Origin of the sequence: Nocardioides panaciterrulae (genome assembly GCF_013409645.1) — a bacterium.
In the GTDB taxonomy this organism is placed as follows: Bacteria; Actinomycetota; Actinomycetes; order Propionibacteriales; family Nocardioidaceae; genus Nocardioides; species Nocardioides panaciterrulae.
In genome coordinates, this window is the sequence record NZ_JACCBG010000001.1 from 4,147,372 (window position 1) to 4,160,544 (window position 13,173).

The following is a 13,173-nucleotide window of genomic DNA, read 5'->3' on the forward strand; positions in this document are numbered from 1 at the left end:
CCGCTCGGTGGCGATGTTCAGCACGCATGATGTGCGACGTGCGTTTGACCTCTGGGGCCTGGCTCGTCGTTGCGGCGCTGCTGCTCGCTGGCGGCGTCACCGGCTGTGCGGAGGACACTGCCGAACCCCTGAGGCTCCAGGGCAACGGCGGCATGGTCGTCGACCCGGTCGACACGGGCGTTTGGTTCAGAACCTCCGGCTGCTTGGCGAAGGGCAGCAATCCGCTCGACGTGATGGTCACCGGCGTCACGACATCGCCGCGCAACGGACACGTGGCGACGCTGGCCACGTGGAACGATGACTCGCCCGTGGTGCTCGCAAAGCCCGGTCGACCACCCGCCGCGTACGAGCCGGTCACGGCGACAAGCCACACTGGGGGCACCCTTGCTGGCTGCTCGCTCGACATCGCCGTCGTCCTGTCGCCCGACTCAGCACCGGTCGTTGTCCGAACGGTCACCGTGCACTACGAGGTCGACGGAGAGGCGCGCTCGGCACGAACCGCTCTCGACGCCGTCCTGTGCCCAGCAGGGACTCATGCGAGCGGACGTGGCGAGGGATGCGATGACTCGTGAGTCCCAGTGGAGTCACCCGCGCGTGCCATATGAGCGAACTTCGCGGCCCTCGGACTCGTGCAGGTCGAAGCAGGGCACGAGTAGCCTGCCCTGGTGACGACGGATGCGCACCGAGAGGTCGCGGAAGCCGCGTGGATGTGGGTCCTCGATCATGTCCGCGAGGAGGAGGGGCCGTGGCTCCCCGTGTCCGTGACCGACGGTTGGCAGGACGCGGGGCCGGCGGCGGACCGCGACTGCCTGTACGCCGGGATCGCGGGGCTCGCTCCGGTGCTGAGCGAGATCGCGCAGTCCCGGCCACTGACCGTCGCCGAGCGACGACTCGCCGTGCGGATCGTCGATCGGCTCTCGGCCAAGGCTGCGACGAGAACTGAGGCCTCGCTGTACGACGGGCTGGCTGGTGACGCGACGGCCCTGCGGATGCTTGCGCCGGCGCACGCCCCTATCGCCCTGCACCGGCTGGCGGAGCTGATGACCCTCGACGGCTGGGTTACGACGCTAATCGAAGACGCACCGGAGCGGTTCCTGACCGACGTGGTCACGGGCACCGCCGGGGTGGTGATGGCGGCGACCTGGGTGGGCGGTGACGAGGCGGAGTCCATCGCGCTCACTGGGTGCGACGCGTTGCTCGAGGCGGCGGACCGGACCGTGGGCCTGGACTGGGGGTCGTGGCCGGGAGCACCCTCCCGAGGACCGAACTACTCGCACGGCACGGCCGGCATCGCCAGCGCACTGGCCGTTGCGGGTGCGACCTATGGGCGAGCGGATCTGGTGGAGGCGGCCGTGCTGGGGGCAAAGCACCTGCTGGCCGTCGGGAGGTTGGACGACGGAGGCTTCGTCGTTCCGCACACCATCCCGCCGTCCAAGCGTGAGGTTGAGCCGACCACCTACAACTGGTGCCACGGGCCGACAGGAACGTCCCACCTCTTCGCGGCGCTCGCGCACGCCGGCGTCACCGAGGTGAACGGCCTCGGGGTCCACGACCTGCGTCGGCGGTGCCTCCGGTCCGTCCTCGACTCCGGCGTCCCGCAACGGCTGCGCCCGGGCTTCTGGGACAACGACGGGCGGTGCTGCGGCACGGCCGGTGTCGGCGACGTACTGCTCGACGCGGCGCAGGACGCGCCGGACGCCGTGGACGCGGCCGCGTTACTGGCCGCGGCCAGGGCGATGGGCGACGCCCTGGTTGAACGCTCGATCCGGGTCGGGGATCGGTCGTTCTGGAGGTTCGTCGAGCACCGTCACGAACCGCCGCTGCTTCCACCGGGCACGTCGTGGATGCAGGGTGCTGCGGGCATCGCAGCGTTCCTTTTCCGCCTGGCGCGGGTCATCGACAACGGGCTGGACGCCCCGGTCATCGATCGACCGGACGAGTGGTGGGCAGTCCCAGCCGGGGTGCGCTGCAGCTCGGCGCCGGCCGGGTTCCTCGACGCGTTCTAGTGCGGCGGAGCGCCGTTCGAACGCCCTCATCTGCCGCTGAGCGTGACCACGAGCCGATCCCATCGGGCGTTCCGCATGCCGATCCGCACGACAGACCTGGACGGTTCCCGGTTCGCGGCGACGCTCGGGGCCGCGCCCGCATTCGATCGTGCGCGAAAGGGCCCCGTGACTAGCTGCGAGCGCCGCCGGTCGGCTCAGAACTCCGACATCTTGTCCCAGCCCTCGCGATCCGGGAGGTCGATGTAGAGGATGTCGGGGCGTTCGGCGATGTACTGCTTCGCGCTGCCGTCGACCCCCTGCTGGAAGTGCTCCGAGTTGACATGCGCTTCGCCGGCCGCTGCGTCATCGAAGGCCTCGATCGTCAGAATCGTGTCGGGGTCGTCGACGCTGCGGTAGTGCTCGTAGAACTTGTTGCCGGGCTCGGCGCGCGTCGCGTCGGTGTAGGTCTGGCTGGCCGCGAGGTAGGCGTCCGCGGTGCCGGGCTTGAGCTTCTTCTTCACGGTGATGTAGATCAAGACGTTCTCCTCGGTTGGGGTGCGCCGGCAGGTCCGGGGTCCGCCTGCCCTGACTCGCACTCTGGCACGGTTGCCGCCCCTAGGGCTGGCCCCACCCAGGACTTACCGGTCACCCGGTCAACTGGCTTCTGCCTGAGCGTGAAGTCGGTGTCCCGCTCGCCGATCAGCTCTCGGGACGCTCCGAGGCTAGGGAGAAGTGCACGCTCATGCGGCGATCCGGGCGGCCGTTCATGCCGAGTTCAGGGCGGACCGAGTGTCAGCGGTGGAGCAGCCACCATTTCCTGAGTGAAACGGTGGCTAGGTCCCCGCCGACCGTGCTCGAGACGAGCCAGAGGTGACTCAGCCACCGGATCGATCGACGAAACGGTGGCTGGTTCACCGCGCGGATCTCAAGGTGGCCGGGGTCACGCCGCCAGGCGCCGGGCCGACCGAGGTCTCCTGACCACGATCCGCCCGACGTCGCCGACGGCCGCCGCGGAGGGCGTCAGTTGGAGCTGGCGCCGCCGGAGGGGTTGCCACCGTCCGTGCTGGCACCGGAGGGGGCCGCCGGGGCACAGGTCTGGGAGGCGTAGCCGAGGAACTGCTGGACCTCGGCCTTCTCCGTCGAGCTAAGCTTGACCTGGCCCATCTTCTGCAGGTCCTTCGCGGTGGCCTTCGGGTCGATCTTGCCGAGCACCCCGACGTAGACGTCGAAGCCCTTCTTGGCCTCGGCCGGGGCGTCCGAGGGCGTGCCGGCCTGCTTGAGGGTGTCGACGAAGTTCGCCACGTCCTGCCCGTTCTGGATGCTCGCGCCCGAGGACAGCGCGGTGCACAGGCTCTGCGCGGAGCCGGCGCCGGCGGAGGCCGAGGTGGAGGCGCTGCTGGGGGTCTCGGAGGCGGATCCCGACGCGCTGTCGGCCGAGTTGTTGCCCCCGCAGCCGACAGCGAGGCCGCCGACCGTGAGCAGGGTGGCGGCGATCAGGGCGTGCTTCATGAGGTGGGTCCCCTCCTGGGAGTCAATGCGTACAAGTCGCCCACGATGACAGGCGAACCTGACGGCAACCTGAGCGGGGACCACGGACCGGACACCGGTGTGACGGGCGTGACGCGAAGCGAGCCGGACGCGGCCGGACGCTGGCCCGGCCGCTGCGCCGCCGCCGAGCCGCGGGGGTCCGCCTCACCCCCCGGCCGGACCCGGCCGGGCGAACCCCGCGGGCGTCGGCACCTCCAGCGCCCGGCCCAGCCGGCGCAGGTACGCCGTCCGGCTGATCTCGACCACCCCCAGGCTGGCCAGGTGGGGGGTCTGCCACTGCACGTCGAGCACCCGGTCCCCGGCGTGCTCGTCGCGGAGCAGCCCGACCAGGCCGACCAGCGCCACCTTGGAGGCGTCCCGCACCCGGTGGAACATCGACTCGCCCGCGAACAGCCCGCCGAGGGCCACGCCGTACAACCCGCCGACCAGCCGGCCGTCCTGCCACGCCTCGACCGAGTGCGCCCAGCCGAGCTCGTGCAGCCGCCGGTAGGCCCGGCGGATGTCGTGGTCGATCCACCCCGACTCCCGGGTGGGGTCGGCGCAGCCGGCCACGACCTCGTCGAAGGCGGTGTCCACGCGGATCTCGAAGTCCCGCAGCGCCCGGCGCAGCGAGCGGGACACCACCAGCCCGTCCAGCGGCAGCACCCCGCGGCGCACCGGGCAGAACCAGTACGCCGGGTCGCCCGGCGTCCCCGACGGCATCGGGAAGAGCCCGCGCCGATAGGCCGCGAGCAGCGTCCCGGGCTCGAGGTCGGCGCCGATCGCGACCAGGTCGTCGAGCGGGTCGTAGTCGGTGGGGTCGCCGAAGGACCATGCGGACGCCGGCGGTTCGACGGGGGTGCGCACGCGTCCACGGTAGTGCGCAGCCGGGGCTCTCCTACGATCGTGACCATGAGCGTCTCCGGCAACATCGGGAAGCGGCTGGCGCCGCACCTCACCAAGACCGTCCCCGGCCTGACCACGAGCTTCGTCCGGGAGGCGCTGCACCGCGCCATCGCCGGGGTGGGGCCGCTGCCGCCCGCGGCCGCGGCCGCCGACAAGCAGCTCGCGGAGCAGCGCGGCGACCGCCAGCGCGCGGTCCACGAGGTGATCGAGAACCATGTGCGGTACGCCGGGGTGCAGGGCTTCGCCACGAACCTCGGCGGCGTGGTGACCGCGGCGTTCGCGATGCCGGCCAACATCGCGGGCGTGGCGATGCTGCAGTGCCGGATGATCGCGGGCATCGGCCACCTGCGCGGCTACGACCTCGACGACCCGCGCACCCGCAACGCGCTGCTGGCCTGCCTGCTCGGCGAGGACCAGGTCGACCAGCTGGTGCGCAAGCGGCGGCTGCCGGCGCCGCCGATGGCGATCGCCACCGCCCCGACCCACGACCCCGACCTCGACCTGCTGATCTCCGCCGAGGTCGCGGGCGAGCTGATCCGGCGGGTCGCCGGCAAGCGGCTGGCGACGACGGTCGGTCGCCGGGTGCCGGTGGTCGGCGGCGTCGTGGGCGCGGGCGTGGATGGCTACGCGACGTGGCGGATCGGCCGCTACGCCGACCGCGAGCTCCTGCCCCGCGCCATCCGGTAGGCCCGCAGCAGCAGCCGCCCGGCCCGGCCGTCCTCCAGGCGGCGCACCAGCTTCTCCCGCAGCCGGTACGACGGCCGCAGGTAGGCCCGGTCCAGCGCCTGCCGGGTCTCGTGCAGCTCCCCGGCGAGCCGCGCCTCGGCCTGCCGCAGCCGGGCGTTGTCCAGCAGCAGCGCGGTGATCGCGTCCACGGCCGCCCCCGCGACCTGCTTCTCCCGCGGGTGGTCGGGGTCGGCGAACCGCGGCCGCACCGGGGCCCCGGTCAGGTCGGCCAGGTCGCCGACCACGTCGTACTCCCGCTCCTTGATCTCCGCGGCCCACGCCGCGGCCAGCTCCTGCGCCCACGGGTGCACGTCCGGCGGGAGGGCCAGCCGGGGCGAGCCGGTGCGCCGCGACAGGGTCTGGTGGGCGAGCAGCTCGCGGACCAGCGGCCGGTAGGCCGGCGGGTCGAGGTCCTTGATCACGGCCTGGTTGACGCGGCGCAGCAGCGCGGTCTCGGGGACCCCCAGCGAGGGGTTGGCCCGCATCGGCTCGAGGTCCAGGTCGAGGCCCTCCAGGCCCAGCGCCCGGCTGAACCGCTGCCACAGCAGCGCCCGGGGCCCACCGGGCGGCGGCACGGTGACCACGTGCAGCCGGTGCGGCGGCAGGTCGTGGCCCCAGCGGTCGAGGATGTCCGGCACCTCCTGCACGCCCCAGAACCAGGTGGCGATCGCGCCCTCCCGGCGCGGGTCGCGGATCTGCTCGAGGAACCGCGCGTAGCTCAGCGTGCGGCGGTGCTTGACGTTCTCCTGCCACTCCGCCGGGATCTGGCGGACCAGGTCGCGCACCGAGAGCACGACGTGGATCTCCACGCCCTCGCCGTGCCCCAGCGAGGCCAGCGCGCGGCCCACCTGCGCCCGCGAGGCGGTGGCGAGGATCTCGTGGCTGATGATCGCGGTGCCGGGCCACCGGCGCACCTGCTCGGCCAGCGCGTCCCAGGCGCCGACCGCCTCCTGCTCCAGGCCGCCCCAGGGCAGCCGCATCAGGTCCAGCGCGGCCAGGAAGTGCGCGTCGAACCGGTCCGCGGGATAGCGGATGCCGTGCCCCTCCAGCACCTCGCGGTTGCGGAACAGCACGTCCTGGAGGTACGACGTGCCGGTCTTCGGCGTGCCCACGTGCAGCAGCACCCGCTTGCTCACCGGGCCGTCACCTCATCGTCGTCCGAGTCCTCCTCGAGCAGCAGCCGCAGCGCCAGCGACAGCACCCCGGCCTCCGTCGGCCCGGCCACCCCCCCGCGCTCGCGCGGCAGCAGCGCGTCCGGGTCGCCGTGCACAGCGTAGCCAGCACGCAGCAGCCCGTCGCGCATCCGCACGGCCCGGTCGTGCACCCACGTGGCGTGACGTGCGGGCACCCCGACCGCCGGCCCCGGCTCCGCGGCCAGCCGCGGCCGCAGGGCCCGGCGCAGCAGCGCCTCGCGCTCCGCGGGCGGCACCAGCAGCCCCAGCCCGGCGGCCACCCGGCGCGCCAGGTCGGCGCCCTCGGCGGACATCTCCGCCCGGGCGACGCTCACCCGCCGGGCCCCGAGCAGGCGGGGTGCGGCGGCCGGGTCGAGCACGACCGTGACCCGGTCCCGGCCGGTCCGCGCCGCGGCGGCCCGGGCCAGTGCGGGCAGGTCGGCCCGGGGCGGCAGCTCGTCGCGGCGCACCAGCCCGTCCAGCCAGCGCCGCCACCCGGGCCCGCCCTGCCCGAAGCAGCGGTGGGTCCAGGCGTCGGCAAGCATCAGGCCAAGGTCGGTGCCGAGCACCAGCACCGGCGCCCGACGTCCGCCCGGCGGCCGGCCGCGGCGGACCAGCTCGGTGCGCAGCGGCACGGTGAGGGCGGGGTCGCCGCGCAGCCGGTAGCGGGTGCGCCACGGGCGCACCCAGCCCGGCGCGGGGGCCGGCGGCGCGCCGCCCGCGGGCCCGCCGGCCCGCCCCACCAGGTCCTCGGCCACCAGCAGGGCGGCCACCCGGAGCAGCTCGTCCTCGCCCAGGTCGGCGGGGTCGACCGGTGGCGGCCCGAACCGGGGTCGCTCGACCGAGCCCGCCAGCTCGAGGTCGGGCCGTCCGCGCCCGGGCGCGGACGCGGCCAGCACCCGCTCGACCAGGTGCGGCGAGGGGGCACCGGCGGCGTTGAGCCGGCGCAGCAGCTCCAGCTGCTGGGCGCCGGGCAGGTAGCGGCCGCCGGCGGGGCCGGCGCCGGTCCAGTCCCGCCACGGGGTGGTCCCGCCGTCCGCCAGGTGGGCGGCCCAACCCCAGGCCCGGCGTACGCCGGGGGTGTCCTCGCCGGGGCCGGTCATCGGCGGGCCGCCGGGGGGACGCGGCCGCGCCCGGTCACGACTGCCGCAGGCGCTGCGCCTGCGCCCGCATCCGCCGCACCAGCTGCCGCTCGGGGTCGGGCCGGCTGGCGGCCTCCTGGGTCATCGCGGCCAGCGCGTCGAGCGCGGCCCGCAGCTGCTTCTTCGCCGCCACCCGGTCGGGGTTGCGCCAGCGCTCGGTCTCCGCGGGGCGCACCGGCCGCAGGTCCTCGAGGTCGCCGACCACGTCGACACCGCTGCCGTCGATCCAGTCGATCCAGCGCTGCGCCTCGTCCTCGGCCCAGTCGAAGCGCTCGGGGGGCAGCCGCACCGGCGGGGAGGAGCGGCGGACCAGCTGGTCCTGGGCGAGCAGCTGCCGGATCAGCTCGTCGTACTCCGCCTCGCGACGGGTGGCGCGCTTGATCCGCCGGTTGAGCTGCCGGACCACCTGGGTCTCGGCGATGCCCAGGGACCGGTTGGCGCGGTCGCTGTCCTGCGGGGCCCAGGCCGGGTCGACGCCGGTGGCGCGGCAGAAGCGCTCCCACAGCGAGTCGCCCCGGCTGCCCGGGGCGGGGACGGTCAGCACGTGCACCCGCTCGGGGGGCAGCTCGGCACCCCAGGTGCCGAGCACGGCGGGCAGGTCGAAGGCGCGCTGGAACCAGGTGCGACCGCGCTCGGAGCGGTTGAGGAACTTCCGGTAGGACCACTTGCGGCCCTGCTTGACGCTCTCCTGCCAGGCGGCCGGCAGCTGCCGGGCCAGGTCCCGGGCGGAGTAGAGCACGTGCACCTCGGTGTCGCCTCCCGCGCCCAGGTCGGCCATCGCCCGGGCCACCGCCTCGGGCGCGGCCGGCGCGAGGATCTCGTGGCTGATGAGCACGGTCCCGGAACGGCGCCGGACCTTCTTCACCAGCGCCTCCCAGGCGCCCGCGGCGTGACCGGGGGCGCCGCCCCAGTCCTGGCCGAGCAGGTCGAGCGCCGCCCGGAACTGGGACAGCGCGGGGCTGACCAGCGGCGAGCCGGTCGGCACGTGCACGCCGTGGTCGGCGAGCGAGCGCGCGTTCAACCCGATCCGGTCCTGCAGGTAGGTCGTCCCGGTCTTGGGGGCACCGACGTGCAGGTAGACGAGCCGGCTCATGCGCCAGATTGTGCCGCACCACCTGCGGCGTCCCCCGCACTGGCCGGGGCGAGCGCGCGCACCACCGCCGAGGGACTGGGGCGACCGAGGTGCCCCGCCATCCAGACGCTGGCGGCGGCCACCTCCTCGAGCTCGACCCCGGTCTCGATGCCCAGGCCGCGCAGCATCCACACGAGGTCCTCGGTGGCCAGGTTGCCGGTGGCGCTCTTCGCGTACGGGCAGCCGCCGAGCCCGCCGGCGCTGGCGTCGTACGTCGTGATCCCGGACTGCAGGGCCGCGTAGGTGTTGGCCAGCGCCTGGCCGTAGGTGTCGTGGAAGTGCATGGCGAGCTGGTCGGTGCCCATGCCGGCCTCCACGAACGCCCGGACCAGCGCGGAAACGTGGCCCGCGGTGCCGACCCCGATCGTGTCGCCGAGGCTGAGCTGGCTGGCGCCGAGGTCGAAGAGCCGCTTGCCGACCTCGACGACCTGGGCGACCGGGACCGGCCCCTCCCACGGGTCGCCGAAGCACATGCTGACGTAGGCGCGGACGTCCAGGCCGTGCTCGCGGGCGCGGCGCACGGTCGGCTCGAACATCGCGAACTGCTCGTCGAGGCTGCGGTTGAGGTTCTTCTGCGCGAACGTCTCGGTGGCCGAGCCGAAGATCGCGATGTGCCGCACGCCCAGCTCGAGCGCCCGGTCGAGGCCGCGCTCGTTGGGCACCAGCACCGGGCAGTCGCGGCCGGCGGCGCCCAGCAGGCCCATCAGCTCGGCCGCGTCGGCCAGCTGGGGCACCCAGCGCGGGTGCACGAAGCTGGTGGCCTCGACGACCGGCAGGCCGGCGGCCAGCAGCCGGCGGACGAACTCGGCCTTGACCTCGGTCGGGACCAGCGCCTTCTCGTTCTGCAGCCCGTCGCGCGGGCCGACCTCGTAGATCGTCACCCGCTCGGGCATCGACGCGACCGGCGTGACGGTGGCCGGGACCACGGTGGGGGTGCGCATCAGGCCTCTCCTCGGGGCTCGCGGGGGGTGCTGGGCGGCGTCATCCGGCCGCCTGCTGCTCCAGCGGCGCGACCAGGAACAGCCGGGCGCCGAGCGCGACCTGGTCGCCGACGCCGGCCCCGACCTCGGTGACCGTGCCGGCGAACGGCGCCTTGAGCGCGAGCTCCATCTTCATCGCCTCCAGCGCGCCGAGCACCTCGCCCTCGGCGACGTCCTGCCCCTGCTCCACGCGCACGTCGAGCACGGTGCCGGGCATCGGCGCCAGGATCGCGCCGTCGCTGAGGTCGAGGGCGTGGTCGCCGAAGACGTCGGGACGCTCGAAGACGAAGCGGTGCCCCCGGTGCACGACCTCGACGGCGTGGGCGCCGACGTCCACGACCGCCCGGTGCCGGGTGCCGTCGACGCCGAGCACCACCGTGTGCTGCTCGGCGGAGAACTGCTGCACGGCGACCGGGCCGTCCCCGGCGTCGACCAGGCCGCGGGCCCGGTCCACGCGCACCGGCCGGTCGAGCTCCACCAGCACCGGAGCGGGCTCGGCGCCGAGCCGCCAGCCGTCGGCGCGGAACGGGTCCCCGCCGCCGGCGTCCTGGGTCCAGACGAACGCCGCGGTCCACGCCGCGATCACCCGGGCCGTCTCCGGCGACGGCTCGGCGACCTGGTGCCGGTCCAGCCAGGCGGTGTCGATGGTGGCGTCGCGGAACTCTTCGCCGGCGGCCAGCGCGCGCAGGAAGCCGACGTTGGTGGTCAGCCCCAGGATCGCGGTGTCGTCGAGGGCGGCGACCAGCGCCTTGCGGGCCGACTCGCGGTCCGGGCCGCGGGCGATGACCTTGCCGAGCATCGGGTCGTAGGCCGTGCTCACGACCTGGCCGCTCTCCAGGGCCGCGTCCACCCGGGCGGCGGCCGGCCAGCGGACCAGCACGGCGGTGCCCGCCTGGGGCAGGAACCCGTGGAAGGAGTCCTCGGCGTAGACGCGGGCCTCGATGGCGTGCCCGGCCAGGCCGAGGTCGGCCTGGGTGAACGGCAGCGGCTCGCCCGAGGCGATCCGCAGCTGCAGCTGCACGAGGTCGACGTGCTCGCCGGCGGTCCCGGTCGCGCGTTGCTGGGGGCCGGCGCACACCACGACCGACTCGGTGACCGGGTGCTCGACCTGCAGCCGGGTGTTCATCTCCAGGAAGTAGGCCTCCCCGGTGGCCTCGTCGAGCAGGAACTCCACGGTGCCGGCGTTCTCGTAGCCCACCTCGGTCGCGAGCGCGACGGCCGCGGAGGTGACCGCGCGGCGGGTCTCCTCGGTGATCGTCGGCGCCGGCGCCTCCTCCAGCACCTTCTGGTGGCGGCGCTGGGTGGAGCAGTCGCGCTCGAAGAGGTGCACGACCCGGCCGTGGCCGTCGGCGAGCACCTGCACCTCGATGTGCCGGCCGCGCTCGACGTACTTCTCCACCAGCAGCGTGTCGTCGCCGAACGCGCTGGCGGCCTCGCGGCCCGCGGCGGCCACGGCCTCGGCGAAGTCGCCGGGCTCCCGGACCACCCGCATGCCCTTGCCGCCGCCACCGGCGGCGGCCTTGACCAGCACCGGGAACCGCATGTCCTCGACCGGGTCGTCCAGGGCGTACGACGGCACCACGGGCACGCCGGCCTTGACGGCGATCTCGCGGGCCGCGTCCTTGCGACCCATCTGCTCCATCACCCGGGCGGACGGGCCGACCAGCACGAGCCCGGCGTCCTCCACGGCCTGCGCGAACGCGGCCCGCTCGGAGAGGAACCCGTAGCCCGGGTGGATGGCGGCGGCCCCGGAAACCCGGGCGGCCGCCACCACCGCCTCGATGTCGAGGTAGCTCTCGACCCGCACCGCGTCGTCGGCCGCCCGCACGTGCGGGGCCTCCCTGTCGAGGTCGGAGTGGATCGCGATGCTGCGCACCCCGAGCGCCCGGCAGGCGCGGATGACCCGCAGCGCGATCTCGCCGCGGTTGGCGATCAGGACGGACTCGAGCATGGGTGAACTCACATTCTGAAGATGCCGTAGGACGGCTCGGGGACCGGCGCGTTGGCGGCGGCGGCCAGCCCCATGCCGAGCACCCGTCGGGTGTCGGCGGGGTCGATCACGCCGTCGTCCCACAGCCGTGCGGTGGAGTAGTACGGCGAGCCCTGGTGCTCGTACTGGTCCCGGAGCGGGGCCTTGAACGACTCCTCGTCCTCGGCGGACCACTGCTCGCCGCGCGCCTCCAGCCCGTCGCGACGGACCGTGGCCAGCACGCTGGCGGCCTGCTCGCCGCCCATCACCGAGATCCGGGCGTTGGGCCACATCCACAAGAACCGGGGGTCGTAGGCGCGCCCGCACATGCCGTAGTTGCCGGCGCCGAACGAGCCGCCGATCACCACGGTGAACTTCGGCACCACCGAGCAGGCGACCGCGGTGACCAGTTTGGCGCCGTCCCGGGCGATGCCGCGGTTCTCGTACTCGCGGCCGACCATGAAGCCGGTGATGTTCTGCAGGAACACCAGCGGCACGCCGCGCTGGTTGCACAGCTCGATGAAGTGGGCGCCCTTGAGCGCGGACTCGCTGAACAGGATGCCGTTGTTGGCCACGATGCCGACCGGGTAGCCGTGGATCCGGGCGAAGCCGCAGACCAGCGTCTCGCCGTAGAGCTTCTTGAACTCGTGGAACCGGCTGGCGTCGACCACGCGGCGGATCACCTCGCGCACGTCGTACGGCGTGCGGGTGTCGGCCGGCACCACGTCGTACAGGGTCTCGGGATCCTCGTGGGGCTCCTCCACCTCGTGCTGCGGGAAGCCCGCGGCGGTGGGCCGCTCGAAGGTGGCCACGATGCTGCGCACGATCGCCAGCGCGTGCGCGTCGTCCTCGGCCAGGTGGTCGACCACGCCGGAGGTGCGGGCGTGCACGTCGCCGCCGCCGAGCTCCTCGGCGGTGACCACCTCGCCGGTGGCGGCCTTCACCAGCGGCGGGCCGCCGAGGAAGATCGTGCCCTGCTCCTTGACGATCACGGTCTCGTCCGACATCGCCGGCACGTAGGCGCCACCGGCGGTGCACGAGCCCATCACGCTGGCGATCTGCGGGATGCCGCGCGCGGAGAGGTTGGCCTGGTTGAAGAAGATCCGCCCGAAGTGCTCGCGGTCCGGGAACACCTCGTCCTGCATCGGCAGGAACGCCCCGCCGGAGTCCACCAGGTAGAGGCAGGGCAGGTTGTTCTCGGCGGCCACGGCCTGCGCCCGCAGGTGCTTCTTGACCGTCATCGGGTAGTAGGTGCCGCCCTTGACCGTCGCGTCGTTGGCCACCACCACGCACTCGCGGCCGCTCACCCGGCCGACGCCGGTGACGATGCCGGCGCTGGGGACGGCCTCCTCGCCGTCCTTGGCGCCGTACATCCCGGTCGCGGCCAGCGGACTGAGCTCGAGGAACGGGCTGCCCGGGTCCAGCAGCCGGTCGACCCGGTCGCGGACCAGCAGCTTGCCCCGGTCGGTGTGCTTGGTGCGCGCGCTCTCGCTGCCGCCGCGTCGCGCGAGGGCCAGCCGGTCGCGCAGCTCGTCGACGAGCGCCTTCATCTCATGAGCCACAGACCTAGGTTAGCGATCGTTAACCCCGCCGTAAATGCGGTGCCCCCGGCGCGGCCCCGCTGGGAGGCTGCC

Annotated in this window: 12 protein-coding genes; 3 read left to right on the plus strand and 9 right to left on the minus strand. The window is 74.1% G+C overall.

The genetic code is table 11. The annotated features are described in order from the left end of the window. The first annotated feature begins 26 nt into the window (after positions 1–26). Both BJZ21_RS19810 and BJZ21_RS19815 read left to right on the plus strand, forming a co-directional pair. Positions 27–572: a hypothetical protein gene (locus BJZ21_RS19810; RefSeq protein WP_179665328.1), complete on the plus strand. Its 546-nt coding sequence runs from the start codon at positions 27–29 to the stop codon at positions 570–572. Between the two features lie 93 nt (positions 573–665). Then, positions 666–2,006, plus strand: coding sequence for a lanthionine synthetase LanC family protein (locus tag BJZ21_RS19815; protein WP_218851571.1), 1,341 nt, complete (start codon positions 666–668; stop codon positions 2,004–2,006). Between the two features lie 194 nt (positions 2,007–2,200). Here the strand turns inward: BJZ21_RS19815 and BJZ21_RS19820 are convergent, their stop codons facing one another. From BJZ21_RS19820 to aat, 3 genes are all read right to left on the minus strand, one after another. Beyond that, the gene (locus BJZ21_RS19820) at positions 2,201–2,521 is read right to left on the minus strand and encodes a putative quinol monooxygenase (RefSeq protein ID WP_179665329.1); all 321 of its coding nucleotides are present in this window, start codon (positions 2,519–2,521) and stop codon (positions 2,201–2,203) included. A gap of 484 nt (positions 2,522–3,005) precedes the next feature. After that, positions 3,006–3,494: a hypothetical protein gene (locus BJZ21_RS19825; RefSeq protein WP_179665330.1), complete on the minus strand. Its 489-nt coding sequence runs from the start codon at positions 3,492–3,494 to the stop codon at positions 3,006–3,008. Between the two features lie 183 nt (positions 3,495–3,677). Further along, the gene (gene aat / locus BJZ21_RS19830; protein ID WP_179665331.1) at positions 3,678–4,379 is read right to left on the minus strand and encodes a leucyl/phenylalanyl-tRNA--protein transferase; all 702 of its coding nucleotides are present in this window, start codon (positions 4,377–4,379) and stop codon (positions 3,678–3,680) included. 45 nt (positions 4,380–4,424) lie between these two features. Between aat and BJZ21_RS19835 the strand changes: the two genes are divergently transcribed. Next, positions 4,425–5,105 carry an EcsC family protein gene (locus BJZ21_RS19835; protein WP_179665332.1) on the plus strand — a complete coding sequence of 227 codons (681 nt, stop codon included), beginning with the start codon at positions 4,425–4,427 and terminating at the stop codon, positions 5,103–5,105. Here BJZ21_RS19835 and BJZ21_RS19840 read toward each other — a convergent pair. The 6 genes from BJZ21_RS19840 to BJZ21_RS19865 are packed head-to-tail and all read right to left on the minus strand — an operon-like array spanning position 5,066 to position 13,101. Further along, a complete protein-coding gene (locus tag BJZ21_RS19840) occupies positions 5,066–6,280 on the minus strand; it encodes a hypothetical protein (RefSeq protein ID WP_179665333.1) in 1,215 nt (404 codons plus the stop codon). The genes BJZ21_RS19835 and BJZ21_RS19840 overlap by 40 nt on opposite strands. Then, positions 6,277–7,419: a hypothetical protein gene (locus tag BJZ21_RS19845; RefSeq protein WP_179665334.1), complete on the minus strand. Its 1,143-nt coding sequence runs from the start codon at positions 7,417–7,419 to the stop codon at positions 6,277–6,279. The genes BJZ21_RS19840 and BJZ21_RS19845 overlap by 4 nt, the downstream gene beginning before the upstream one ends. Positions 7,420–7,453: 34 nt before the next feature. After that, complete coding sequence (locus tag BJZ21_RS19850) at positions 7,454–8,551, minus strand: hypothetical protein (RefSeq protein ID WP_179665335.1); 1,098 nt, start codon at positions 8,549–8,551, stop codon at positions 7,454–7,456. After that, entirely contained in the window at positions 8,548–9,531 is a 984-nt protein-coding gene (locus tag BJZ21_RS19855) for a hydroxymethylglutaryl-CoA lyase (RefSeq protein WP_179665336.1), read from the minus strand. Before BJZ21_RS19855 ends, BJZ21_RS19850 begins: the two co-directional genes overlap by 4 nt. A gap of 40 nt (positions 9,532–9,571) precedes the next feature. Further along, positions 9,572–11,521 carry an acetyl/propionyl/methylcrotonyl-CoA carboxylase subunit alpha gene (locus BJZ21_RS19860; RefSeq protein ID WP_179665337.1) on the minus strand — a complete coding sequence of 650 codons (1,950 nt, stop codon included), beginning with the start codon at positions 11,519–11,521 and terminating at the stop codon, positions 9,572–9,574. An 8-nt stretch (positions 11,522–11,529) separates the two neighbouring features. Further along, positions 11,530–13,101, minus strand: coding sequence for a carboxyl transferase domain-containing protein (locus BJZ21_RS19865; protein ID WP_425490531.1), 1,572 nt, complete (start codon positions 13,099–13,101; stop codon positions 11,530–11,532). Between the last annotated feature and the right edge of the window lie 72 nt (positions 13,102–13,173).

Coding starts and splice junctions, on each gene's coding strand:
- BJZ21_RS19810 (WP_179665328.1), top strand. CDS start 27: ATGATGTGCGACGTGCGTTTGACCTCTGGGGCCTGGCTCGTCGTTGCG.
- BJZ21_RS19825 (WP_179665330.1), bottom strand. CDS start 3,494: ATGAAGCACGCCCTGATCGCCGCCACCCTGCTCACGGTCGGCGGCCTC.
- BJZ21_RS19835 (WP_179665332.1), top strand. CDS start 4,425: ATGAGCGTCTCCGGCAACATCGGGAAGCGGCTGGCGCCGCACCTCACC.
- BJZ21_RS19845 (WP_179665334.1), bottom strand. CDS start 7,419: ATGACCGGCCCCGGCGAGGACACCCCCGGCGTACGCCGGGCCTGGGGT.
- BJZ21_RS19850 (WP_179665335.1), bottom strand. CDS start 8,551: ATGAGCCGGCTCGTCTACCTGCACGTCGGTGCCCCCAAGACCGGGACG.
- BJZ21_RS19855 (WP_179665336.1), bottom strand. CDS start 9,531: ATGCGCACCCCCACCGTGGTCCCGGCCACCGTCACGCCGGTCGCGTCG.
- BJZ21_RS19860 (WP_179665337.1), bottom strand. CDS start 11,521: ATGCTCGAGTCCGTCCTGATCGCCAACCGCGGCGAGATCGCGCTGCGG.